The sequence below is a fragment of the Thermomonospora curvata DSM 43183 genome, from assembly GCF_000024385.1.
In the GTDB taxonomy this organism is placed as follows: domain Bacteria; phylum Actinomycetota; class Actinomycetes; order Streptosporangiales; family Streptosporangiaceae; genus Thermomonospora; species Thermomonospora curvata.
Genome location: NC_013510.1, coordinates 1066286 through 1092447, shown reverse-complemented (window position 1 = coordinate 1092447; position 26162 = coordinate 1066286). Strand labels below are relative to the sequence as shown.

The 26162-nt window shown below is 70.8% G+C and carries 13 protein-coding genes and 2 CRISPR repeat arrays (1 of these 15 cut by a window edge); of the genes, 6 read left to right on the top strand and 7 right to left on the bottom strand.

The features are described 5' to 3' along the window. Nucleotides 1-152: 152 nt before the first annotated feature. Genes TCUR_RS24660 through TCUR_RS04695 form a run of 6 tightly spaced genes read right to left on the bottom strand, consistent with a single transcriptional unit; the run spans nucleotide 153 to nucleotide 7737 of the window. Nucleotides 153-1286, bottom strand: a complete 1134-nt coding sequence (locus TCUR_RS24660) for an acyl-CoA dehydrogenase family protein (protein WP_012851330.1) — start codon at nucleotides 1284-1286, stop codon at nucleotides 153-155. Then, a complete protein-coding gene (locus TCUR_RS04715) occupies nucleotides 1283-2821 on the bottom strand; it encodes a class I adenylate-forming enzyme family protein (protein ID WP_012851329.1) in 1539 nt (512 codons plus the stop codon). Before TCUR_RS04715 ends, TCUR_RS24660 begins: the two co-directional genes overlap by 4 nt. Next, nucleotides 2806-3990, bottom strand: a complete 1185-nt coding sequence (locus TCUR_RS04710; protein WP_012851328.1) for an alpha/beta hydrolase family protein — start codon at nucleotides 3988-3990, stop codon at nucleotides 2806-2808. Before TCUR_RS04710 ends, TCUR_RS04715 begins: the two co-directional genes overlap by 16 nt. Next, nucleotides 3987-5108, bottom strand: a complete 1122-nt coding sequence (locus TCUR_RS04705) for a homogentisate 1,2-dioxygenase (RefSeq protein WP_012851327.1) — start codon at nucleotides 5106-5108, stop codon at nucleotides 3987-3989. The genes TCUR_RS04710 and TCUR_RS04705 overlap by 4 nt, the downstream gene beginning before the upstream one ends. Nucleotides 5109-5137: 29 nt before the next feature. Then, nucleotides 5138-6364, bottom strand: coding sequence for an acyl-CoA dehydrogenase family protein (locus tag TCUR_RS04700; RefSeq protein ID WP_012851326.1), 1227 nt, complete (start codon nucleotides 6362-6364; stop codon nucleotides 5138-5140). Continuing rightward, on the bottom strand, nucleotides 6361-7737 hold the full coding sequence (locus tag TCUR_RS04695) for a 4-hydroxyphenylacetate 3-hydroxylase N-terminal domain-containing protein (RefSeq protein WP_012851325.1): 1377 nt from the start codon (nucleotides 7735-7737) through the stop codon (nucleotides 6361-6363). Before TCUR_RS04695 ends, TCUR_RS04700 begins: the two co-directional genes overlap by 4 nt. Nucleotides 7738-7921: 184 nt before the next feature. Between TCUR_RS04695 and TCUR_RS04690 the strand changes: the two genes are divergently transcribed. The 5 genes from TCUR_RS04690 (at nucleotide 7922) to TCUR_RS04670 (ending at nucleotide 15185) form a co-directional block, all read left to right on the top strand. Beyond that, nucleotides 7922-8563, top strand: a complete 642-nt coding sequence (locus tag TCUR_RS04690; protein ID WP_012851324.1) for a TetR/AcrR family transcriptional regulator — start codon at nucleotides 7922-7924, stop codon at nucleotides 8561-8563. A gap of 33 nt (nucleotides 8564-8596) precedes the next feature. Then, nucleotides 8597-9751 carry a CaiB/BaiF CoA transferase family protein gene (locus TCUR_RS04685; protein WP_012851323.1) on the top strand — a complete coding sequence of 385 codons (1155 nt, stop codon included), beginning with the start codon at nucleotides 8597-8599 and terminating at the stop codon, nucleotides 9749-9751. Nucleotides 9752-10335: 584 nt separating this feature from the next. After that, nucleotides 10336-11670 carry an NsdA family TPR-like regulatory protein gene (locus tag TCUR_RS04680; RefSeq protein ID WP_012851322.1) on the top strand — a complete coding sequence of 445 codons (1335 nt, stop codon included), beginning with the start codon at nucleotides 10336-10338 and terminating at the stop codon, nucleotides 11668-11670. 915 nt (nucleotides 11671-12585) lie between these two features. Further along, nucleotides 12586-13779: a sporulation protein gene (locus TCUR_RS04675; protein ID WP_012851321.1), complete on the top strand. Its 1194-nt coding sequence runs from the start codon at nucleotides 12586-12588 to the stop codon at nucleotides 13777-13779. Nucleotides 13780-14726: 947 nt separating this feature from the next. Continuing rightward, entirely contained in the window at nucleotides 14727-15185 is a 459-nt protein-coding gene (locus tag TCUR_RS04670) for a hypothetical protein (RefSeq protein ID WP_041439321.1), read from the top strand. 303 nt (nucleotides 15186-15488) lie between these two features. On the opposite strand, the gene TCUR_RS04665 is transcribed toward TCUR_RS04670, so the two are convergent. Further along, complete coding sequence (locus TCUR_RS04665) at nucleotides 15489-16274, bottom strand: dienelactone hydrolase family protein (RefSeq protein WP_012851319.1); 786 nt, start codon at nucleotides 16272-16274, stop codon at nucleotides 15489-15491. Nucleotides 16275-16347: 73 nt separating this feature from the next. On the opposite strand from TCUR_RS04665, the gene TCUR_RS04660 reads away from it, so the two are divergent. Further along, the gene (locus TCUR_RS04660; protein ID WP_012851318.1) at nucleotides 16348-17049 is read left to right on the top strand and encodes an HAD family hydrolase; all 702 of its coding nucleotides are present in this window, start codon (nucleotides 16348-16350) and stop codon (nucleotides 17047-17049) included. 613 nt (nucleotides 17050-17662) lie between these two features. Continuing rightward, nucleotides 17663-19094: direct repeats of the CRISPR family, unit length 28 nt; unit sequence GGATCACCCCCACTCGCGTGGGGAAGAG. A gap of 1311 nt (nucleotides 19095-20405) precedes the next feature. Beyond that, nucleotides 20406-26162: a CRISPR direct-repeat array (repeat unit 29 nt; unit sequence CGGATCACCCCCGCCTGCGCGGGGAGCAC); it runs 1960 nt beyond the window's last position.

Here is a 26162-nt window from a genome sequence, read left to right as displayed (position 1 = left end):
CATCTTCCCGGTCGCCGGGCTCCCGCCGCGGCCCGTGGGGACGGCGTACCGGCCGACCGGACCCGGCTCCTCCTCGATCTTGCATGACCGTCCCGGACGCGGCGCGGCCGAGAACGGTACGGGCCTTTTCCCTGCACGGACGCGCGCCCGGGTCAGGAGATGGGAGCGGTCAGCAGCTCCAGGCAGCCGGCTTCGACGGCGCGGTGCCGGAACTGCTCGGGGGTTCCCTCGGCGACCGCGGTGGCCCGGGCGCGCCGGAAATACAGGTGGGCGTCGTGCTCCCAGGTGAAGCCGACGCCGCCGGACACCTGGATCAGGCCGCCGGCGGCGGCCAGGAAGCACTCGGCGGCCTCGGCGCGGGCCAGCAGGGCGAGCCGGTGGGCGTTCTCCCGGTCGCCGCCGTCGCAGGCGTTCGCGCCGGCCGCGACCAGGGCGCGGGCGGCGGTGGCGTCGATCGCGGTGTCCGCGCAGCGGTGCTGGATCGCCTGGTAGCTGCCGATCGGCCGGCCGAACTGCTCGCGGACGGCGGCGTAGGAGACCATGGCGGCCAGGCAGCCTTCGGCGCCGCCGACCTGTTCGGCCGCCGCCAGCAGCCAGGCCACGGTGCGGTGCCGCTCCAGGTCGGCCCGGTCGCCGGGGGCGGTGACGGGCACGGCCGGTGCGCCGTCGACGGTGATGTCGGCCCGGGGCGTGGTCAGGTCCACGGTGGCCAGTGCGCTGCGCGCCGCCTGCGGCGGGATCGCGGCGAGCGCCATGGCCGGTCCCTGGTCGGTGCGGACCGGGCAGAGCACCAGGTCGGCGACCCGGCCGTGGGTCACCCGGGCGGCGGTGCCGTGCAGCCGTCCCGCGGTGAGGGTGGGCGCGGGGGCGTCCTCGCCGGCGGCGGCCAGGGCGGGCACGGCCCGGCCGGTCAGGAACCGTTCGATCCGCTCTTCCAGCTCCTGCGGCAGGCCGGAGGACGGCAGCGCCCGCAGCGACCAGCCGACCAGCAGCGCCGCCCGCGCCGGCCCCGGGTAGAGGGCGGCCCCGCACTCTTCGGCGGCGGCGACCAGGTGGGCGACGCCGAGCTCAAGGCCGCCGCGGTCTTCGGGGGCGGCCATCGCCGTCAGGCCGATCTGCTCGGCGATCGCCGCCCAGCGGCGCTCGTCGAAACCGGCCCGCGCCAGGTCGTCGTCTGCTCCGCCGCCGGCGTCGCGGAGGCGCCGCGCCTCCGCGATGCCGGGGTGGTCGCCGAAGAAGGCGCGCAGGGATGCCCGGACCTCATCGGGGCTGATGTCGTGGGTCATCGCGGCTCCTGTCGGGAGAGCAGGTCCACCAGCGCCGAGCGGGAGATCTTGCCGCTGGCCGTCTTGGGCAGCCCGTCGAGGAAGACGACCGTCCGCGGCACCTTGTAGCCGGCCAGCTCGGCCCGGCAGTGCGCGAGGACCGCCTCCTCGGTGAGGCGGTCCTCGCGCCGCACGATGGCGGCGCAGACCCGCTGCCCCCAGGTGCGGTCCGGCAGCCCCACCACCGCGGCCTCCGCGACGTCCGGCAGCTCGCAGAGCGCGGACTCCACCTCCAGCGGGTGGACGTTCTCCCCGCCGGTGATGATCATCTCGTCGGAGCGGCCCTCGACGTACACGTAGCCGTCCGCATCCAGGTGCCCCACGTCGCGGCTGTTCAGCCAGCCGTCCACGAAGACCTTGGCGGTCTCGGCGGGCCGCCCCAGGTAGCCCTTGGCCATGAACGGGGTGCGGAACCACAGCTCCCCGGAGGTCCCGGGCGGGACGACCTGGCCGGTCACCAGGTCGCGGACCTGCAGTTCGACGCCCACCGTGGGACGCCCGGCCGACGCCAGCCGTCCGGTGTGCGCACCGTCGGTGCGGTGGTCCTCGGGCGGCAGGTAGGTCACCACGCCGCCGGCCTCGGTCATCCCGTACACCTGGCACATCTCGCAGCCGAGCACCTCCAGGGCCTCCCGGAGCGTGGGCGGCGGGATGGGCGAGGCGCCGTAGGCCACATGACGCAGCTCCGGCAGCGGAGTGGGCTCGATCTTGAGCTGGTCGATCAGGGCGCGGATGAGGGTGGGCACGAGCACCGCGTGGGTGATGCGCTGCCCGGCCATGGCCGCCACGATGCTCTTGGGGGCCGCGTCGGCCAGGTAGACCTGCCGGGAGCCGTACAGCAGCCCGTACTGCACCCAGTAGGCCCCCGCCAGGTGGAAGACCGGCGGGACGATCAGCAGCCGGGAGTCCGGCTGAAAACCGTGGACCACCGGGGTGGTCGCCCCGATCTCCATGGCCAGCCGTTCCAGCGGGACCGCCTTGGGCGGGCCGGTGGAGCCGGAGGTGAAGAACACCATCGCCACATCGTCTGCGGCCGGTTCCAGCGGCGCGGCCGCCGCCCGGCCGGGCCACATGCCGGCGGTGGTCTGGTCGACGACCTCGATGTGGACCCCGGGACCGGCGATCGCCTCGGCGCGGCCGGCGAAGGCGGTGCTGGTGAAGATGTGCGTCACCGCCGTCTCGGCGCAGCAGGCGGCCAGATCGCGGTCCGGCAGCCGCCAGTTGAGGCCGACCAGGGCGGACCGCTGCCGCCAGGCGCCCAGCAGCGTGGCCGGGTAGCCGATGTCGTTGGCGCCCAGCCAGGCGACGCGGGATCCGGCCCCGCCGGTGGCGGCGATGACGGCGGCGGCCCGGTCCGCGGCGGCGTCCAGCTGCGCCCACGTCAGGGACGCGGCGGGCCCGACGACGGCCACCTCATCGGGGCGTTCGGCGGCGTGCCGCCGCACGGCCTGATCGACCGTGGGCCGGGGCCAGTCGGGGGTCACAGCGCCGTCCATGACCGCTCACCCAGCCACCGGGTGATGATGTCGACGGCCTGGTTGAGGTGCGGCACCTGGTCGGGGCCGGCGTAGTAGTGGGTCGCCCCTTTGATCATGTGCATTTCCTTGTCGGGGTGCCCGATCGCCTCAAACAGCCGGTGGGTGTGGCTTGGGGTGCAGGCGTCGTCGGCGGTGTTCCCGATGACCAGGGTCGGCACCTTGATGTCGGCCGCGCAGCGCGGCCCGTCGGCGTTGGCGTCGTCATAGCTCCACTGCGACAGCCAGCTGCGCAGCGTGCTGAACCGGGCCAGCCCCACCGGGCCCATGTTCACGATCCGCGGGTCGCCCAGGTAGCAGCGGCCCGGCGGGCGGTCGCTGGGGTCCAGCGTCGGGTCGAGCCAGCGCGGGTCGGCCATCGTCCCGTGCACCACGAACCCCCGCTCCATCAGCGGCTCGCCCTGAGCCTTGAGGTCGGCCAGGGTCTCCTTCACCCACGCGGTGATGCGGCGGTTGCGGGCGATCTGGGCGGCCCGGTAGCGCTCGATGAACTCCGGCGAGTACGGCGGCTGGTTGGGGTTGTCGGGGTTATAGATGTCCAGCTCGGGGTCGCGTTTGGTGGGGTCCTGCTCGTCCAGGATGGACGGGTCCAGCCACTCGGTGAGCGTGCCGTGCCGGCTGATGTGCGCGGCCAGCAGCATGATCCCGTCGGCCGGGGGCAGGTCCAGCCGGGTGAGGTCGGGCGGGTCGCCGGCGGGCGTGCAGGTGACCGTGGGGTGCTGGGCCTGCTGCTGGTAGAACAGCGACAGCGCGCCGCCGCCGCTCCACCCGCCCAAGATCACGTTCTGGTAGCCCAGGCGCTCGCGGGCGTCCTTGACGCAGGCGGCCAGGTCCTGGACGACCTTCTCCATGATCAGCGCGCTGTCGACGCCGCGGTAGCGGCTGTTGCAGTAGATCACGTGGTGGCCGGCGCGCGGCAGCGCGTTGGTCATCGGCAGGTAGGCCCCGCCGCCGATGGGGTGCATGAACACGATCACCGTGTCGGAGGGGACGCCCTTGGGGCGCAGCAGGTAGCTCTCCAGCACCACGTGCTCGCTGACCCCGCCGTAGGTGTCGCGGTAGGCCGAGGTGTCCTCGAAGACGATGAGGTACGGCTTGCGCTCGTATTCGAATCTCTTCCGCTCGCTCACGCCCGCACCTCTTTCTTGTCGGCTTCTTCCTTGGTCTGGGTGGGCTGGGCGCCCAGCATCACCGGCGTGGGGATGAGCCGGCGGCGCGTGTCGATCGCGATGACCTTCCACTCCACCCGTTTTTCCTGCTCGAACAGGCGCCGGGCGCGCCGGCGGGCCCGCTCGGGGACGCCGTGGTGGATGCCCTGGGGGGCGTGCGAGATCAGCCCGGCGGGCATGTCCACGCCGAAGACGCTGCCGCCGTGGTAGAAGGCGATCTCGTCGTAGTCGGTGTTGCGGTGGTACCAGGGGACCCGTTCCACCCCCGGCTTGCCCTCGGCCGGGCGGGGCAGGAAGTTCAGCACGTACACCCCGGTGGCCTGCATGAACAGGTGCACCGTGGGGGGCAGGTGGACGTCGTCGGAGGTGATGACGTCGTAGTCGGCGATGTTGAAGGTGAAGGGGAAGTTGTCGCCCCGCCACCCTTCCACGTCCAGCGGGTTGAACGGGTAGAACAGCGAGGAGCGGCCCTCGCGCTGGCGCAGGCGGATCTCGTACTCCTCCCGGCCGTCGTCGGGGAAGACCTCCGGCTCGGGGATGGTGATCAGGGAGGGGTCGAAGGGGAAGAACCGGCCGAGCGTGCCGGCCTCGGGCACCCGGAACTCCTCGGTCGCCTCGATGATCAGCAGGTGGGAGCGGTCCTGGGGGATCTGCCGGTAGGTGGTGCCCTTGGGCAGGTACACCCAGTCGCCGGGCCGGTACGGCAGCCGCCCGAACTCGGTCTCGAAATGCCCGGTCCCCTCGTGGACGAAGATCAGCTCATCGCCGTCGATGTTGCGGGTGTAGAACGGCGCGACCTGCCCGCGGCGGCTCAGCAGGATCCGGCAGTCGGGGTTGTGGAACATCACCAGCGGCTCGCCGTCGGCCTCCAGGTCGGTGGGCTTCAGCTCGCCGGTCTGCACGTTGACGGCGGCCAGGTCGCCCTCGATGCGGAACCGGGTGGGGTCGTTGCGGCGGTACAGGTGGGCGGTGCGGCCGGTGAAGCCGTAGCGGCCGAGCTCGTCGTCTTTGAGGTCCCCCACGTCCCGGTGGATCTGCCGCGGGGTCTTCCCCCGGCGGAGCTGGACGAACGATTCCATGGGCGCTGCTCCTCACTGGCTGGTGCCGTTCACGACGCGCGCGGTGCGGATCTGGGAAGGCCCAGCCCGCGCTGGGCGATGACGTTGCGCTGGATCTCGTCGGTGCCCCCGGCGATGTGCAGGGCGGGGACGCCGAGCACGAACTCCGACCAGGCGTAGGTGTCTTTCTCGCCGAGATCGACGAACGCCTTTTCGCCCAGTGCGTCCTGGGCGAGGCGGGCGATGTGGTCGGCGGCGCGGTTCATGAGCATCTTGCGGATCGACCCGGAGACCGGCTCCAGGCGGTGCGTGTAGGAGCCGGGGGTGAGGTTCGCGGCGGCCCGCATGGCGACCACGGCCGCCACGGTCCGCGCCAGCTGGGGGCGGAGCACCGGGTCGTCCTCGGCGCCGAGCCGGCGGATCAGCCGCGTCACCCGTTCCATCACCTGCGGGGTGAGGGGGCCGGCCGCGCCGCTCATCGTGCTGCGCTCGGAGCCGAGGCTGGTGAGGGCGACGCGCCAGCCTTCGCCGACTCCCCCGATGCGCCGGGCGTCCGGCACGCGCACCCCGTCCAGGAACACCTCGTTGAACGCCGCGCCGCCGGTCATCTGCCGGATCGGCCGGACCGTCACCCCGGGGGCGTGCATGTCCAGCAGGAACATCGTCAGCCCGGCGTGCTTGGGCGCGGCGGGGTCGGTGCGGACCAGGACCTCCCCCACGTCCGCCAGGTGGGCCATCGAGGTCCACACCTTCTGCCCGGTGAGGACCCAGTGGTCGCCGTCGCGGACGGCGCGGGTGGCGACACCGGCGAGGTCGGAGCCGGCGCCGGGTTCGGAGAACATCTGGCAGCCGATGAGCTCGGCGCGGTAGAGCGCGGGCACGATCTCTTCGCGCAGCGCCGGCGCGGCGTGGTGGAGCAGGGCCGGGGCGACGATGTTGAGCCCGACGAACAACGCCTCCCGCGACGGGAAGCCCATCTCCGCCAGCACGTCTTCGAGGACCTCGTCGTGGGCGTCGGTCAACCCGAGGCCGCCGAACTCGACCGGGCCGCTGGGCCAGGCCACGCCGGCCTCATACAGCGCCCGCTGGAAGCGGCGCGCCCGGGCGACTTCTTCCTCATGCCCTTCCCTGAGTTCCTCGACGGCCGCGATGCGGTCGTCGTCGGGGTCGGCCTCGGCCGGGCGGGCGTGCTCGGCGACGAGGGGGGCCAGCCGCTCGCGCAGGAAGCCGGCGAAGGCGGCCAGATCCCGCGGGGGGTCGAGGGGGGCGGCGCTCATGCCAGGCCCGCCAGCTTGCGCGCCAGGTCCTTCGCCCGCTCCATGTCGTAGTGCTTGCGGGCCACCAGCCGCTGGGCGTACAGGCCGCCGCCGGACTGGATCATGGTGACCAGCTGCCAGCCGCCGTAGGCGTCGGCGGTGAAGTCGCGGACGGCGTGGAACAGGCGGGTGCGGTACTCGCCGTCGATGTCCTCCTTGGTCGCCATGTACTTGCGGATGAAGGGGCCGACTTCTTCGTTTTCCAGGTCCCGCACCGAGGGGGCGGTGACGATCGCGCCGCCGCCGATGTCGTGCAGGTGGCGGACCATGCGGCTGTATTCGGCGGCGGCGTAGTGCTTGGCGGCGTTGGTGTACAGCTCGCTGGGGAAGTACCAGCCCTCTGGGCTGGGTTCGGCGTTGGCGATGGCGGCCTCCAGCCCGGCGCGCACCAGCGTCGCGTAGATGATCATCTCCGCGATCTTTTCCCGGATGTGGTGGATGCGGTCGGTGCCGTTGGCCTCGGCGACCAGTTGCGCCAGGCCGACGAGCTGGTCGCCGAACTCGGCCAGGTGGGCGGTGCCGCCCAGCCGCTCCCACAGCCCCAGGGCGTGGGCGAAGGTGGCCGAGTGCTCGATCTCCCCGGCCAGGAACACCCGCTCGTTGGGGACGAAGACGTCGTCGAGGATCACAAAGCCCTCGGGCATGTTGTGCTGGGAGCTGACGGGGAAGTCCTCGATGCGCTCGCGGGGCGCATAACTGGTGTTGACGATGCGGACGCCGGGGGCGTTCACCGGGATGGCGCAGGCGACGGCGTAGTCCTCCTCGCCCTCCTTCATGTTCTTGGTCGGCATGACGATCAGCTCGTGGCTGACCGCGGCCGAGGAGATGTGCAGTTTGGCGCCGCGGACGACGATGCCGTCTTGGCGGCGCTCGATGATGCGGGTGTAGACGTCCGGGTCGTGCTGCTTGCTCGGCGGCAGCCGGCGGTCCCCCTTGGCGTCGGTGATCGCCTGGACGCAGCGCAGGTCCTTGGCGCGGCAGTACTCGAAGTACTCCTCGATCCGGCGGGCGTACTCGGGCCGGGCGGGGCGGATCCGCGCCGCGGCGGTCAGCAGGGCCAGCAGCCCCTGGCTGGTGGTCACGGTGACCATGTCCCAGGTCAGCAGGTCCTCCAGGATCTCTTTCAGCTCCTGGCGGCTGCGGGGGATCTTGAAATACGGCCCGCTGGCGTCCTCTCCCGGCCGGTAGTGCGCCTCGTACCCGTCGCCCACCAGCTTGATCGCGGTGGCGAACTGCGGGTGGGAGGCGAGGTCCTTGACCTCCTGGCCCTCTGCGAAGATCCGCCGGCCGTCGTCGAGGGAGGCCAGGTACTGGGACCTGTTCATCATCGCCATCTGGGGGCTCTCCTGGGGGTCGCTCCGGGGGCATTTCTGAGGCTAGATTCAGATTCAGAAGTGTGCAAGGGCGGAATCCGAGGGGAGATGATGGTCCGAGCACAGGCGGCAAGGGCGCTTGCGGACGTGATCGCCGGGGCGCAACCCTCCCCACCCAGCGCTGCAGAAGACGAGACAGAGATCGATGAGCGACGGAGCGTCCACGACGAAGGCCCAGCCGGCCACGCCCAAGGGCCGGCGGACAGAGGCCGCGTTCCTGGAGGCGGCGCGGCGGACGTTCGCCGAGAAGGGCTACTTCAACACCAAGATCTCCGACATCGCGGCGGCGGCCGGCCGCTCGCCCGGGTCGTTCTACAACTACTACGACAACAAAGAACAGCTCCTGGAAGCGCTGCTGGAGGAGTTCGCCCAGGAGGTCATGACGGCCTCGACGCTGGAGTCCGGATCCGGCGACCCCTACGAGGGCGTCCGCGCCGCGGTCACCGCCTACTGGCACACCTACCGCAAGTACCTGCCGGAGATGATCGGCCTGTTCCAGATGTCCATGACGGACGAGCGTTTCCGGCAGCGGTGGCGGGAGCACCGGGCCGCCGGCATCCGGGGCGTGCTGCGCGGCCTGCACGCGGCCGAACGCTCCGGCCACACCATCGGACTGGACCTGCCGACACTGGCCTCGGCCCTGGTCAGCCTGCTGGAGTCGTTCTGCTGGACGTGGCTGGGGGCGGGCGGTGAGGCCGATGTCGCCCCTCCCGACGACGAGACCGCCATCACCACGCTCACCGAGATCTGGTACCGCACGGTCTACGGCGCGGCCCCTTCGGCGTGACCGGACGGCCGCAATCTCCCCCGGGGGTGTGACATGAGCACCGGGCCGCTGGAAGGAATCACGGTCATCGAGTTCGGCGGCTTCATCGCCGGCCCCTTCGCCGGACAGTTGCTCGGCGACTACGGCGCACGAGTGATCAAAGTCGAGCCCCCCGGCGGGGACCCGATGCGCCGCTGGGGCGTGCTGCATGAGGGCCGCAGCCTGTGGTGGCCGGCGATCGCCCGCAACAAGGAATCGGTCGTCCTGGACCTGAAGACCGAGAAGGACCGCGAGCTGGCGCGCTCGCTCATGGTCGGCGCCGACGTGGTGCTGGAGAACTTCGCCCCCGGCCGGATGGCCGAATGGGGCCTGGACTACGCCTCGGTCGCCCCCGACAACCCCGGCCTCATCATGGTGCACGTCTCCGGCTTCGGCCAGGACGGGCCGCGCGCCCACGACCGCGGCTTCGGCAGCGTCGCCGAGGCCATGGGCGGCCTGCGCGCCCTGATGGGCTACCCGGACCGCCCCCCGGTGCGCGCCGGCATCAGCCTGGGAGACGAGATCGCGGCGATGTTCGCGGTGATCGGCACCCTGGCCGCGCTTCATGAACGCAACCGCACCGGCCGCGGCCAAGAGGTCGATGTGGGCCTGTATGAGAGTGTGTTCGCGCTGACCGAATCCCTGCTGCCGGACTGGGAGATCGGCGGCGTGCAGCGAACCAGGACCGGCAGCACCCTGCCCGGCGTCGCCCCCTCCAACGTCTACAAGACGTGCGACGGGGTGGAGATCCTCATCGCCGCCAACGCCGACGCGATCTACCAGCGCCTGTGCCAGGCGATGGGCCGCCCCGAGCTGGCCACCGACGAACGCTTCGCCACCCACCAGGCCCGCGGCCGCCACGCCGAGGAACTCGACGAAATCATCCAGTCCTGGGTCGGCACCCTGGACGCCGCAACGGTCGAGGCCCTGCTCGACGACCACGGCGTCCCCCGCGGCCGGATCTACACCCCCGCCGACATCCTGGCCGACGAACAGTACGCCGCCCGCAAGATGATCACCCGCCTGGAGGCCCCCGGCTACCCCCGACCGATCCCGATGCCCAGCGTGGTCCCCAAGTTCACCCGCACCCCGGGCACCATCCGCCGCCCGGGCCCGGAACTCGGCGAACACACCGAAGCAGTACGCCGCGAGTTCGGCGGGGACGAGTAACCCGCCTGCGACGCCGCCGGGCCGGGACCGAGGTTTCCTGCGGCCTTCCGTCCCGCCCGGCGGTATCCGTCAGCAGGCAGCCTCCCACTCGGGTTCCCCGGGGTTTCTCAACGCAAGCGAACGGGACGCCCGGGGTGAAGCACACGCCGGGGACCTTGGGAGACGCCGCGCCACCACGTCCCGAAAGCCGCAGATCCCCCGGCAGGACGCTCTTTGTCACAAGAGCAGTCCACATGGCGGGCTCTGCACAGGCCCCTGTCGAACCATGCTCGGCGTCCCGTCCCGTGATCGAGTGCCTGACTCGGTTTCCTTGCCGCCCGCCACCGGATCGACGCCCCACGAGACCCCCGGGTCCCGCGCCGCCCCACTCCAGAACTCTGCCGGTGCACCTGCCCACGAGGCCGCTTCCGGTCACGTTCAGTAAAGGACAGGACACGCAATCTCCGGAAGGCTGACAATGTTGACACTTTGCAGACACTTTCGGGGGGTGTCAGGGCGGACATCAGGCGGACACGATGCGGACACTTTGCGGACACTTTTGTGCCCGCCTCACATCCGCCCGGAGCGAATGAGAGGCTGCGCTTATGACCGACAAGCGGCGCCCCGCATGGGCGGTCAGGCTCGAAGCCGAACGATCGGCCCGAGGTTGGGGTAAGCACGAGATGGCCCGGCGGCTACTGGCCGCATCCCACATCGAACGGGGTTCGATTCGAAACCTCGCCCGGCAGATCCACCGCTGGGAAGCCGGAGAGGTCTTTCCCCGCGACTGGGCCACCACCTACGCCACCGCTTTCAAACTGGACGAAAAAGATCTTTTCGGCTCCGCATGCCCCTATCCAGGGGGTCAAAGCACCACTCCCACGGGTACCGTTGAAAAGAAGACCCGTCCCGACAATGGGGATGACGACGTGAAACGCCGTGCGCTCTTGGAACTGATGGCCGCCCTCGGCGCCGGAGCGGCAGTGCCCGCGGGCACGGTCGCCGCCGTGCTCGCCGCCCTGGAAAGCTCCCTGGACGCCCCCGCCACCGAACTGGACGCCCCCGGCTGGCAGAACCTCGCCTGGGAGTACTCCCAAGAGATCTGGGTCCAACCGGTCGGCGCCCTGATGCGCGACCTGGCCGCCGACATCATGGATCTTGGCGTGGCCCTGCAACGCGAAAAGAACCCCTCCGCCCGCAAAGATCTGCTGCGGGTCAGCGCCCAGCTCACCACCTACATGTCCCAGGAACTCAGCGACCTGGGCCGCTACCGCGACGCCGGCCGAGCCCTCCAGGCCGCCACCCACGCCGCCGACGAGTCCGGCGACCGCGAACTGTCCGTCTGGGTCCGCTGGTATCGAGCGTCGAGAGCACTATGGGAAAACCGTCCCCCAGAGGTCATCAGCAACCTGCTCGCCGACGCCTTCAAACATGCCTCCGGCACACCATCCTCCGGACTGGCCAAAGCCTTCGGCACACGCGCCAAGTTCCTTGCCACCCAAGGGGACGCGACAGGAGCCAAGCAGGCGATCCGCGATCTACACGAGGTATTCGGCCGCCTCCCTGAGCACGTCCTCCAAGACCGGATATCACCACACGGCTTTCCCGAAAGCTCCCTGAGACAGGTTGAAGGCTTCACCCACGTGATGCTGGGCGACACGAAGCACGCCACGTCCGCGATCGACCAAGCCCTCTCCCTCATGCCCGAGGAGCGCTCGGGAAGCCGCACAAATCTCAATCTCATGCGTGCCCTCGCCCTCGTCCACGACCGCGACATCACCGAGGGCCTCAACCACGCCGCAACCACCCTGAACGGCATGCCCACCAGCTCAAGCCGCCGCCGCATCACCGAGGAGATCATCAAAGCCCTCCCCGACGAGAAGACCCGCGCCCTCCCCGCCGCCCGAGAACTCCGCGCCCTCGCCGCCGGCAAAACCTGACCCTCGCGACGGCACCTCAGCAAGGGTGAATCTCTTTCGGGCACGCGGCCCAAGACACCGGGAGCGCCTACGTTCCTCGGTGCCGCGCCGCTGCGGCTCACGGCATCGCCCCTGACCGCGGGACCTCGCGTGCCGTCTGTGAGAACGACGTGTCGAAAAGGCCCACCGCAGCATCCCCGGCCGCTGAAGCGCTCTCGCCGGCTCTGTACGCCGGGAAACAGCGAGCTTTCTCAGCGAACCGAGGTGGGGACCGCGCTGCGGCACCCTCAGGGCAAAGGCACACCCGGCCCCGGCCCTCAGACGGACGCCCCTCACCCCTAATGGCGACGGCATGTCCCTTCCACCGGTCGCTCCATGCCGTCCTCCCCCGCTTTCACCGGCCGCCGATCAGCACCCCGATACCACCTGCCGGCAGTGCCGAATCACTGAGAAAACCTCAGCGCGCCCCCTCCACGGAGATGCCGGAAGGGCGCACTGCCGGGCGGCCCGTCTCCAACGGTCGAGGTGGACAACGGCGCCGGACACGCCGCTCCGCCCTCATCGATGCCGGGGCCCACGCGTCTTGGGGTGCGTGCCGCTCGATGCGCTGACTGGTCTGCCGGGTCTCCGATCGATCTGCTACAAGTGTAGTAGTAATAAGTATTGCCGCCGTCCCGCTCCCGAAGGTTGATTCCCTGCAGCGGGAGCGGATCGGCGGGAGGACACCGGACCGGGCCGCCCGCCCGCGTCCAGGACCCGAAGCGTGGAGGGAGCCTCCATGGGCGTCGGCCCGGCCGAAGGAGCGGCGGCGCGTCGCCGGACGGAAAGCGGTGGTCGCAGCCGGACCGCTCGTGCCCGCGCAGACGCCACCGGGGGCTCCGGCGTCGCTGACGCCGACGGCAGGCACATCACCGATCGCAGACGAGTAGGGGAGCGATGATCTTCAGGCAGATGCTGGGCGCGTTCGGCGTGGGCGGCCCTTCGGTGGAGACGGTGCTGACGTCCGCGCAGTGCCGGCCGGGTGAGATCCTGACCGGTGAAGTGCGGCTGCAGGGCGGCGAGCAGGACGCCTACATCGACCGGATCGTGCTCAGCCTGGTCACCGAGGCGGAGTTCGAGCACGACGACCATGAGGGCACCGCGGGGCTGGAGTTCCACCAGGGCGCGATCACCGGCGGGTTCGTCGTGGGCGCCCACCAGTTCCACACCATCCCGTTCCAAGTGCCGCTGCCGTGGGAACTGCCGATCACCCAGGTGTACGGGCGGCACCTGGACGGCATGGTGCTGGGGGTGCGCACCGAGGTGGAGGTGGCCGGGCAGCTCGACAAGGGCGACCTGGACCCGATCGCGGTCACTCCCCTGCCGTCCCAGCAGCGGGTGCTGGACGCCTTCGCCGAGCTGGGCTTCGTCTTCAAAAACGCCGACCTCGAATACGGCCAGATCTCCGGGCTGAACCAGCAGCTGCCGTTCTACCAGGAGATCGAGTTCTACGCCCCGCCGCAGTACAGCGGCCACATCAACGAGGTCGAGCTGACGTTCGTGACCGACCCGCACCACCTGGTGGTGGTGCTGGAGGCCGACCGCCGCGGCGACCTGTTCTCCGAGGGCGAGGACGTCTACGGCCGCCTCCACGTCCCCCATGACCAGGCCCTGTACATGGCGTGGGAGCACGAGATCACCAACTGGCTGCAGGCGGTCATCGGCCGCCTGTCCGGCGGGCACGTCACCTACGGTCACCACGAGGTGCACGGCGGCCACGCCGCCTACGGTCACCACGAGGTGCACGGCGGCCACGGCTCTCACGGCCACTTCGAAGGCCACGGCGGGCATGGCGGGCATGGCGGTCCGGGCTGGGCGGGCGTGGCCGCCGGGGCCGCCGCCGGATTCGTCGCCGGCGCGGTGGTGAACGAACTGCTCGACGACGATTCCGAGGAGGAGGAAGAGCAAGAGACCGACGTGGTCGAGGCCGCCCAGGCCGCCGCCTACGAGGCCGCGTACCAGGTCGCCTACCAGGAGGCGATCGAAGAGGCCGTGGAAGACGCCTACGAAGATGCCTATGAGGCCGCCTACGAGGCGGCCTATGAAGAGGCCTACGAAGAGGCGTCCGAAATCTTCGAGGACGAGGACTGACTCTTCCCCGGGAACGCCGGGCCCAGGTGGCGCCCCGCGCCACCGCCTCCCCCGGCCGCGACGCACCCCTTCCGGCCCGCGGGGAACGGTTGCCCGTCGGAGCCGGTGACGGTGCCCTTGCCCCACCCCTTCCGGCCCGCGGGGAACGGGTCTTGACCGGGTTCACCGACCCGTCTTGGGAGGGCGGCGTCGAGCTCGCGCCGCCCTCCCGTACCGTGCGTGGAACCGGCTGAAGGGCCGGCTGCAAAACTCCCCTGCCGCCCGAGCCGGAGTGAAATATCGACAGAACGTCACCGGGGGCGTACGAAACCAGCGTCCTTTCACCGGCAGAGGACGCTCACCCGGAGCAGATTGAGCACACCACGACTCTGGTAAAAGCCGACACGGCGCGCGCCCCGCTCCGTCGAGAACCCCCAAGAACTCATTCCAAGCCCAGACTCTCTCCAACCTGATTGCGCCCCGAGAAGCCGGCGCCGGAGCAGAGCGACACTTCGGGCCTTCCGCGACAGCACTCCGGCCTACGGACACGGCCGTGCCCTAACGCGAGTCGCCGTCGGCCCGTCCGGGCGAAGAGCGGACCCGTCCACTCACCGACGCCACGATCTACTTCCTCCAGAATCCAGACGCCCCCGGCACCCCGCGCACAGGACTGTGCTCACACATTGAAAGGTCTAGGGATGGCGCGACGGCAGTGCGATAGTTCCGGCCAATAAGGCCATTCCCAAAACACCGGACTGACATGTCCGGTTCAAGGACCTCCCTCGAATGAGAGGGTGAACCACGTTATCGGACAGGTTTTCCTGGCCTGTCCCGGCTAGACACAGCGAATCCTCCCACACCATGATCAATTCGCTGTTACGGTTCGTCCTCAAAGCTCTGCTTTTTGTTTTTGATGTGTTCAGGAGTTTGTTGTGCATCGCGTGATACCCGCTGTCGTTCTTCCGTTCATGCTCGTCGGCTGTGGCGGTGAATCCGCCCCCTCGGCCGCCCCGCAAGAGCCGGCGCCCGCCGCCTCGGCGCCGGCGCAGCCGCAGACGGAGGAGGCCGTCCGGGAGGCCGCGCAGGAGCATGTGGACGCCTACGTCTCCGGCGATTACGCCGGAGCCTGGGAAAGCTGGTCGAACAACGCCAAAAAGGTGCTCGACCAGGCCGGATACGTGCGGTTGAACGAGCTGTGCCCGCAACTGGCCGAGGGCGTTCCGATGAAGGTCGATGCGGTCAGGCTGAACGCCGCCAAGACCGTCGCAGTGGTGCGGTTCGAACGGCTCGGTTTCAAGTTCAGCTACAAGTACCTGTACGAGGACGGCCAGTGGCGGTTCCAGCCGGACGCCGAGACCATCGCCGACTACCGGCTCGGGGCCGAGGCACTGGCCGCCAAGCGCAAGAGGGAAGGCTCCTGCGGCTGACCCGCCGCGCCACTTCCCCGAGAGCACTGGACGTGCCGGTGCGGATCAAGCGCTCCGCACCGGCACCCTCCACCTGCGGCGTCTTCGTGGCGGGCTCGGCGGGACCGGCCCGCAGGCCGCGTCGCTCTCGTCCGGCCCGCCGGGCGAAAGCGAGCTCCACCTCACAGGCATGCCCGAGAGGACACCCCGGTTCCGTACAGCCCGTCCTTCGACGCGAAGAGCAGATGTCAAGGGAGTGGCCGGACGATTCGACGCGCCTTCGCGACGACACCGTGGGCCTGGAAGCACGCACGCAGTGCAAGCTCAGTCCTGCTTCACCAGGTGGGCGCGTAGGAACTCGATGACCTCCCCCCACAGGGCGTGGGCGGCCTCCGGCCGATAGGTGGGCCGGTAGTCGGCGAGAAAGGCATGGCCCGCCCCGTCGAACACCCGGACCCTCCCCGGCTTGCCCGCCGCGCGCAGCCGCGTCTCCAACTCGGCAAGGTCGGCGGGCGAGGGGTTGGTGTCCTCCACGCCGCCCACCGCCAGCAGCGGGCACGACAGCCGCGGAACCAGATCGATCACCGGCACCGGACGGCTCGCCGTCACCTCCGCCTCGGGACGGGCCCGCCGTATGTACCCGCCCCAGCAGTCCACCGCGGCGTCCACCGCCCGGCTCGAACACGCATGAAGCAGCACCTGCCGGCCGCCGGCACAGAACCCGATCTCACCGACGGCGCCGGTGACGTCGGAACGCCCGCGCAGGTAGGCGGCCAGCGCGTCCAGATCGGCCACCACCTGCTCGTCGGGGAGCGCGAACATCGCCTCCAGCACCGCGGGCATGTCGGCGGGGTCGGGCGCCCCCGTACGGCTGTACAGGTCCGGCGCGAGCGCGACGAAACCGGCCCCCGCGAACCGGCGGGCCAGGTCACGGATGTGCTCGTTGAGCCCGAACGCCTCGTGCAGCACCAGCAGTCCCGGCGCGGGCGTCCCGCTCCGCGGGCGGGCGAGGTAGCCGCGGACCGGCATCCCGTCCCGCTCCACGGTGACCTCTTCGCTCAGCACCGCCGCCGGGTCCACGGCACCCGGCACGCTCCGGTGGGCGGTCACTGGGCTTCCCCCTGCATGCTCATCTCCTCCCGGTCACGCGGGCTGGGCAAGCCGGACGTCTATCATCCACTCGATGCGGACCTTGGTGCTGTGGGACATCGACCGTACCCTGCTCAGCGTCGACGGCCTCAGCGCCGAGGTCTACGCCACCGCGCACCGCCAGGTCACCGGCCGCCGGCCGGCGAGGCTGCCCGCGATGGCGGGCAAGACCGACCTTGCGATCATCACCGAGACGCTGCGGCTCAGCCATCTGACGCCCACCGCCGAACTGGTGAGCGCGTTCGCCGGCGCCGTGGCCGACCACTACTCCGCACGGACCGAAGAGATCCGGACCCGAGGGCGCGCACTCCCCGGAGCGCACGCCGCCGTCCAGGCACTGGCCGCCGAACCGCAGGTGATCCAGTCGGTGCTGACCGGGAACATGCGACCGATCGCAGAGGCGAAACTGGCCGCATTCGGTTTCGACGAGCACCTGGACCTGCGGATCGGCGCCTACGGCATGGACGCCGCCACCCGCCCACCCCTGGTCGCCCTGGCCCGGCAGCGCACCGCCGCCACCCACGGCGAACTGATCACAGCCGACCGCACCGTCCTGATCGGAGACACCCCCCTGGACGTCCAGGCCGCCCGCCTCACAGGCGCCCGCGTGATCGCCGTGGCCACCGGCCCCAGCGACGAGACGGCCCTGCGAGCCGCCGGCGCCGACCTCGTCCTGCCCGACCTCACCGACACCCCCACCATCCTCAAGGCGATCCTGACGCCCACCGCGAAATGACCTCTCCCAGCGGGCCTTGCCAACCTGCCGTCTCCGCCGACCGAAACAGGTGCGTCGCAGCCGGGAAGGACACCGCGCCCGAGGCCGTCACATCACCGGACGCCCCCCGAGACCCTCTCTTCGGCCCCCAAAGCCACGCCCTGAAAAGATCTGGCCCGCCCACTGATCGAGTCTTCCGCGAGCAACCTTGAGCACCGAAGAGCGAAAAACCTCCTCACCCCTCCCCGACCTGCGATGAAGCACCCCAAATCCAGGAATCCCCGATGCGACCAAGAACCCTCTTTGTTTTCCCACAAGACTAACTGGCCTTGTCCACCGCGAATTCTCAGTCCACAAGCATTACTAAGGACGATGCAACCAGGATGACCCAAGCTATCTACCCTCGCCCGCGCAGAGAGCACAACGCCTGCACCCAATTCTCGGACGTATTACTGGATCACCTCCGCCTACATAAGCAGCACCTGCCCCTGAGAGGGCCATAGCGCCCTCCACCTGACAACCCCGCCTGCGTGGGGAACACGTGATGTCAGCGGCCGTCACCCGCCGCCGAACCGGATCACCCCACTCGCGCGGGGAAGAGGCCACGGAGGGCCCGTTCTGATGACCGAGCAGCGGATCACCCCCACTCGCGTGGGGAAGAGCCGCCGTTGCCGCCCGCGCCGCGCCCTTGCCAAGGATCACCCCCACTCGCGTGGGGAAGAGGGTGAGCTTCTCCAGCTCGGTCTTGTTGGCGTCGGATCACCCCCACTCGCGTGGGAAAGAGACCGGCGAGGACCGGCCGCTGGTCAAGGAGTACGGATCACCCCCACTCGCGTGGGGAAGAGCGGCAGGTGCTCGAAGGCGTGCAGGGGGTTGTGGGATCACCCCCACTCGCGTGGGGAAGAGGTTGGTTGCCCGCGGTGATGTGCGGCAGTCGTCGGATCACCCCCACTCGCGTGGGGAAGAGGCCTCCTCCCTGTACCGGGCCAGCGAGTAGACCGGATCACCCCCACTCGCGTGGGGAAGAGGACGACCGGCAGTATGAGCTGCTGGCCGCCCGCTGGATCACCCCCACTCGCGTGGGGAAGAGTCGATCATGGTCTGGTCGATCAGCGCGGCGGCTGGATCACCCCCACTCGCGTGGGGAAGAGCCGACCTCGCGCTGGTCGGCCTGGCCGAGAGTCGGATCACCCCCACTCGCGTGGGGAAGAGCGACGCGTTCCTGCGCAGGGAGACCGTGGAGACGGATCACCCCCACTCGCGTGGGGAAGAGGACCCCGACACCGCCGTCAAGGCACTCGTGGACGGATCACCCCCACTCGCGTGGGGAAGAGCAGGGCGCTGACCGTGGTGGACCCCCAGGTCACGGATCACCCCCACTCGCGTGGGGAAGAGGACGACGGCACATGGACGTGCGGTCCGCTCGCCGGATCACCCCCACTCGCGTGGGGAAGAGGATGTAACGCGGCCCACGTCCTCATCCAGCACCGGATCACCCCCACTCGCGTGGGGAAGAGTTGCAATTTTGCCGACCGCCGACCCCACCACCCGGATCACCCCCACTCGCGTGGGGAAGAGCGGGCGGTGAAAGACCCGGTCGAGCGAAACGCCGGATCACCCCCACTCGCGTGGGGAAGAGCGTAGGGGCCGGACAGGTTGCTCGGGTCGAACCGGATCACCCCCACTCGCGTGGGGAAGAGCCCGGCAGATCGGCGTAATACGCCAACTTGCCCGGATCACCCCCACTCGCGTGGGGAAGAGGTCTACAACAAGGGCATCCGCGGCGTGTGGAACGGATCACCCCCACTCGCGTGGGGAAGAGGCTCGGGACCGTCTCTACCGGCAATGTTGTCACGGATCACCCCCACTCGCGTGGGGAAGAGGTGCCCGTCGTACGGCCCACCGATCAGCTCCACGGATCACCCCCACTCGCGTGGGGAAGAGGCCATGCCCAGCCGCAACGTCACCCCCCGCACCGGATCACCCCCACTCGCGTGGGGAAGAGGGCCCCGGGTCCGGGGCGGTGCCAGCCCTTGACGGATCACCCCCACTCGCGTGGGGAAGAGACTTGCTGACCTGGGGCAATGTCAGCACCTTACCAATTCGTTATCTTCCCGGGCGAAGTCGAAGGCGACGAAGGTGAAGTCCTGCTCGCTTGGCGTCGGGGTAGAGGAGAGCAGTGGTGCCGTCGCCGGCGGAAGCGGAGACGGCCACCCATGCCTTTCATCCCTGGGAGTGCACCCACGCATCGGGTCCGCGGTACGCCCGTCCAACACCGCAGGCAGCAAGCTGCGCCGGCCTCTCCTCCAGCTCACTGGATCTGAAAATCCTCACCAAGACCATGACGCCCTCCAGTCGACGCCACGTCCGGAAGCGGTACGGCTGCCCAGGGAGCAGCGCCCGCAGACGTTGATGGACGACACCCCCTCTTGACCGGAACCGCCCTGCCGCGCACCGATCTGAACGAGGACGGTTTCCTCGTCGCCCCAAGGCCGCGCCCTGCCTGGCGAACTGGGCGTCCGCCCCGCAACACCGCCTAGACGACCCGGCCGCCACCGAGGTCGATGGCCGACATCGCCTTGCTCGTCAGCGCATAGGGAGCTCAGTCGTGGATGGCCGAAGCGACGCGCTATGTCCAGGACCGCCAAGCGGCAGAGAGGCCCCGGCTTCTTCCTCCTCACAACAAGGCGTTCGGACTCTACTCCCAAGTCCGCTCCCAAAACGGACACCAGACAGTGCAAGAGGCCGGTTCCGGGAGTCGGAACCGGCCTCTGACCTGCGGTGGAGCTGAGGGGATTTGAACCCCTGACCCCCTCGATGCGAACATCGCACATCGCCCCCGAACCACTCGACCCCAGAAGAGTTTCCGCAGCTCAGAGCCCTTTTCACACCCGAGACCGCCACAGCTGCCCTCATCTGACCCAGACCTACCGCACCTCTCCGCTCCCAAATCCGCTCCCACCAACGCCAACCGCACAGGTGCCTCGACCACATGAGCGGGGTAGTCCGCATCCGGTACTCGCAAAAGGCCAATGATCCGGTTCTCCGCGCGAGGAAGTAGTCCGGAGCCACCGCCCTATCGCCGAGAACCGCTTCAAAAAGTGCGAGCGCCGTACAGAAAGTCATCCTGACCACCGCCGGGCAGTGGCCGACCGAGGGTACACCAGACAATCCACCCAGTTGAGTGGTGGCCGTGGCACCCACCGGCTCACCGACCAGATGTTCAGTGACCATGCACATCGCGCACGAAAGCAAGCGCCTGGAAACTCACAATCCACGAGCACCATTGAGGACAGCACAACCAGGACAACTGGGATGAGTCATCCTTGCCTGCTTAGGAAGCACAGCCGCGCCCGCACAGTCCAGGACGCCTGGTAAGGTTCACCCCCGCCTGCGCGGGGAGCACTTGGGTGGACAGGTCATCGACCTCCGTAGAGTCGGATCATCCCCGCCTGCGCGGGGAGCACGCCTTGTGAGGCGCGAACATCATCTCGTCCGCCGGATCACCCCCGCCTGCGCGGGGAGCACATGGCGACCACGTTTGCCACGGGCGCGGCGTACGGATCACCCCCGCCTGCGCGGGGAGCACATCTGCTCGGGGGTGCGCTGGGGGATCGGCCACGGATCACCCCCGCCTGCGCAGGGAGCACCCTCGCAGGCGGCGGGCCAGCTCTCACGCGTACGGATCACCCCCGCCTGCGCGGGGAGCACGGCCGGCCCAGGACCGCCAGATCACCCCGTACTGGATCACCCCCGCCTGCGCGGGGAGCACGGAGTAGACGGGCTGGGCCGCCCGACGATCACCGGATCACCCCCGCCTGCGCGGGGAGCACCTCACCCTCGCGCGGGTGGTTCTGGTTCCACTCGGATCACCCCCGCCTGCGCGGGGAGCACGCGAACCTGCAGCTCAAGCAGGGGTTCGCCGACGGATCACCCCCGCCTGCGCGGGGAGCACCGCCACCTACTGGACCACCCAGGCCTACGTGCCGGATCACCCCCGCCTGCGCGGGGAGCACGCGATCACATACGGGGCGTCCGGGCCGTGGTCCGGATCACCCCCGCCTGCGCGGGGAGCACTACTCCTGAATCAGCGATTCGAGGATCACGTGCGGATCACCCCCGCCTGCGCGGGGAGCACTCGGTGGCCGACCCGTCCCGGTGCGCTCTCACCGGATCACCCCCGCCTGCGCGGGGAGCACCGGTATGACGAGAGCGTCACGAGCAACGTCTGCGGATCACCCCCGCCTGCGCGGGGAGCACCCAAGCGCATCGATCAGGCGTTCTACGGTGACCGGATCACCCCCGCCTGCGCGGGGAGCACGAGGCCGGCACGCGGTTGCTCAATCCGGCGGCCGGATCACCCCCGCCTGCGCGGGGAGCACTGCCGCGCAAGTCCTCATGGCTCTCGGCGGCTCGGATCACCCCCGCCTGCGCGGGGAGCACGCCGACGCATTGTCGGCCAACTCATCAGCGCCCGGATCACCCCCGCCTGCGCGGGGAGCACGGCCCCGACCAGCCCAACGAGCTGGTGTACGCCGGATCACCCCCGCCTGCGCGGGGAGCACTCGCGGCCCTCCCGAAGGGGGGTCAGTGACCGCGGATCACCCCCGCCTGCGCGGGGAGCACTGCCCGACCGGCCGATTCCTTCGGAAACTCGGCGGATCACCCCCGCCTGCGCGGGGAGCACCGGCGGCGGCGGTGTGATCACCGCGGATCTGCGCGGATCACCCCCGCCTGCGCGGGGAGCACGGCTCGTGTACGCGGGATTGACCTTCACGACCCGGATCACCCCCGCCTGCGCGGGGAGCACCCACCGTGCCCAGATGCGCCACGGGGCACCCCCGGATCACCCCCGCCTGCGCGGGGAGCACCGTGGTGAATGAGTGCCTGCGCCGGTACAACGCGGATCACCCCCGCCTGCGCGGGGAGCACCGTGTGCGGTAGCGGGCGGCCTCCCGGTTGGCCGGATCACCCCCGCCTGCGCGGGGAGCACCGGAAGGCCATTCATCACCGCGGCCAGCTCGTCGGATCACCCCCGCCTGCGCGGGGAGCACGCCCGTGCGTGCGGGGACGGCAAGTCAGGCAACGGATCACCCCCGCCTGCGCGGGGAGCACACCAGCGCCCAGGTGCCCGCCGGTGACCGCTACGGATCACCCCCGCCTGCGCGGGGAGCACCCAGCCCCCCCTCTCTACGTCCCCGGCGCCTACGGATCACCCCCGCCTGCGCGGGGAGCACATTCGAGTTCCCGGACCCCTCCGACATGGAGGCGGATCACCCCCGCCTGCGCGGGGAGCACGGCCGGTCGGGCAGCAGCTCACCCGCCCTGATCGGATCACCCCCGCCTGCGCGGGGAGCACGGGCGGGGGCCGGGCCAGGGGCCGGCGGCCTCCGGATCACCCCCGCCTGCGCGGGGAGCACCTCGGCAAGGTCGGCCGCCGCGTCTACTACGACGGATCACCCCCGCCTGCGCGGGGAGCACAGCAAGCCGGAGACCGGCTATCCGTGCGCGACCGGATCACCCCCGCCTGCGCGGGGAGCACTTCGACGACGTGCCGGTGGCCTCGTAGACAGCCGGATCACCCCCGCCTGCGCGGGGAGCACCTTGGGGGGGTTGGGCATCCCCGGCCTCCTACCGGATCACCCCCGCCTGCGCGGGGAGCACAGAGCACCCCACCCAACCGTAAAGGAGAGCACCGGATCACCCCCGCCTGCGCGGGGAGCACCCCGACGGGTCCGGCTGGGCGACGGTGGACGACGGATCACCCCCGCCTGCGCGGGGAGCACGCCGACGCCGCCCCACACATATGGCTTGCCCGCGGATCACCCCCGCCTGCGCGGGGAGCACGACGTCTACGTCGGTCAGCGGCCCAAACCCTACGGATCACCCCCGCCTGCGCGGGGAGCACGAAGAAGACGAAGGGTGAGGGCTGATGCCCACCGGATCACCCCCGCCTGCGCGGGGAGCACGCGCGGGACCGTCTCTACCGGCAATGTTGTCACGGATCACCCCCGCCTGCGCGGGGAGCACGACACGTCCACCAGCACTGGGTCGTCGGCGAGCGGATCACCCCCGCCTGCGCGGGGAGCACGGCAGCGGCCTGCCGCTGGGCACGATCCCTCGCGGATCACCCCCGCCTGCGCGGGGAGCACGCCTGCTGCCGGTACAGACCGGTCAGGAATCCCGGATCACCCCCGCCTGCGCGGGGAGCACTCCGCCGCGGTGCGGAGCGGATCCTGCCCCCACGGATCACCCCCGCCTGCGCGGGGAGCACGGGCTCGAGTCCATTTCTCGATGGTGGTACTCCGGATCACCCCCGCCTGCGCGGGGAGCACTAGGCGGCCAACCGCAGCATCTGGTCGTGACCCGGATCACCCCCGCCTGCGCGGGGAGCACATCGTGCTCGTCGCCGCCGCCGCCGAGCTGCGCGGATCACCCCCGCCTGCGCGGGGAGCACCCCAACCGGCAGGCCTCGATACCCGCCTACACCGGATCACCCCCGCCTGCGCGGGGAGCACGACTCGGTGTGCACCCTGACCGCCACCGACGCCGGATCACCCCCGCCTGCGCGGGGAGCACGACCAGCGGTTGTACCGGGCCGAGTACGCCACCGGATCACCCCCGCCTGCGCGGGGAGCACGGCGCGACGTGGTCGAGGTAGTCGGTGATCGTCGGATCACCCCCGCCTGCGCGGGGAGCACGCTGAGCACGGGAGGACAGGTCGGCCAGGCGACGGATCACCCCCGCCTGCGCGGGGAGCACCTGAATTGAGCCTCGGTCGTTTCGTGCAGCGCCGGATCACCCCCGCCTGCGCGGGGAGCACGAGGACCGGCCTGCCCCGTGCGGGCTGCTGGTCGGATCACCCCCGCCTGCGCGGGGAGCACGATCCTGGGTGCGGACGCCGGTGCGGAGTGCGCGGATCACCCCCGCCTGCGCGGGGAGCACCGCCATCCTCACCACTCCGTGAAGGGGAGCAGCGGATCACCCCCGCCTGCGCGGGGAGCACCTGTTCGTCCAGCTCGGCCAGGTACAGCTCCTCGGATCACCCCCGCCTGCGCGGGGAGCACCCGGCCTCGTTCAGCCGGTCGGGGGCCAGGTCCGGATCACCCCCGCCTGCGCGGGGAGCACCGCCCAAAGAGATAGAGCCCCGCGGCGGCCGCCGGATCACCCCCGCCTGCGCGGGGAGCACGTTCCTCGGCGGCGCTCCCCATGTGCGGCAGCCGGATCACCCCCGCCTGCGCGGGGAGCACCGGCTCGCCGAGCACCTGTCCGACCCGGCCGTCGGATCACCCCCGCCTGCGCGGGGAGCACCTCGGCGACGGCGTCATCGTGATCTCCGGCGGCGGATCACCCCCGCCTGCGCGGGGAGCACGGCAGCCAGTCCAGCAGCGCCCGCCGCCACACCGGATCACCCCCGCCTGCGCGGGGAGCACCCGCGGGCATGGAAAAGCAGCCGCTGCCCCGTCGGATCACCCCCGCCTGCGCGGGGAGCACGCCCCGGCCGCCTGGGCGGCCTCGGCCAGCGCCGGATCACCCCCGCCTGCGCGGGGAGCACGTCCTGTGCGAGCTGCTGGACCTGCCGATCAACGGATCACCCCCGCCTGCGCGGGGAGCACGTCAACGAGAGCGACGACGTGGTGGAGGAGTACGGATCACCCCCGCCTGCGCGGGGAGCACAGGTGAGGGCGGGGTCAGAGGGTCTTGCGGGCCGGATCACCCCCGCCTGCGCGGGGAGCACCGTAGCGGGAGATCAAGCCAGCGAGGCGACGGCGGATCACCCCCGCCTGCGCGGGGAGCACAACGCCGGAGCCAGGACGTTGGTGATAAACGCCGGATCACCCCCGCCTGCGCGGGGAGCACGCACCAGGACGGGCGGCCGGCGACGTTGGTTGCGGATCACCCCCGCCTGCGCGGGGAGCACTCCTCGGCGAGACCAACCAGAGCGTTGAGGATCGGATCACCCCCGCCTGCGCGGGGAGCACGGTTGCCAAGAGTTTGGGAGGTGAGAGATGGCCGGATCACCCCCGCCTGCGCGGGGAGCACCGACTCGGTGTGCACCCTGACCGCCACCGACGCGGATCACCCCCGCCTGCGCGGGGAGCACGAGCTGGAGGACGAGGTCGGCTTCCGCCCAATCGGATCACCCCCGCCTGCGCGGGGAGCACCGGTCGGCGCAGGGGAGGGGGCGGCGGATGGCCGGATCACCCCCGCCTGCGCGGGGAGCACGCCTGCGGGATGCGCTTGATGGCGCGCAGCACCGGATCACCCCCGCCTGCGCGGGGAGCACCCCGCAGGCCCCGACCGGGTCCGGTGAAACCACGGATCACCCCCGCCTGCGCGGGGAGCACGTTACGTCTGCTCGGCGACAACCCCGCCCGGTCGGATCACCCCCGCCTGCGCGGGGAGCACTCATTCACCGTCACCGACACGCCCGTCAAGGTCGGATCACCCCCGCCTGCGCGGGGAGCACGAGCTGTACATCGACCCGGGTGGCCGGGTGTTCGGATCACCCCCGCCTGCGCGGGGAGCACGGGGGCCACGTTGGTCAGGGTGGTGGGGCCGCCGGATCACCCCCGCCTGCGCGGGGAGCACGGGCGCTACGTCCGGCTGGGCAGTACCGTGCACGGATCACCCCCGCCTGCGCGGGGAGCACCCGCGCACCGACCCGTACAGGCCCGCGCGCACCGGATCACCCCCGCCTGCGCGGGGAGCACTCCGCCTCGGTGCGGAGCGGATCCTGCCCCCACGGATCACCCCCGCCTGCGCGGGGAGCACGCCCGGGCGACCGCAGCAGCGACCGCGGTCGCCGGATCACCCCCGCCTGCGCGGGGAGCACCTGCTCCAGCGGTGGCGGGCCCTGGCGGACGCCGGATCACCCCCGCCTGCGCGGGGAGCACGAGCTGACCATCAGCACCGACCACGAACAGGTCGGATCACCCCCGCCTGCGCGGGGAGCACTGGCCAGCGTCTGCGCATCGGCACGCAGGATGCGGATCACCCCCGCCTGCGCGGGGAGCACCTGTTCGACTCCGGCAAGCAGGCCAGCAAAGGCGGATCACCCCCGCCTGCGCGGGGAGCACCTCCCCGTCGAGCCCGGTGCCGGTCTCCTCGCCGGATCACCCCCGCCTGCGCGG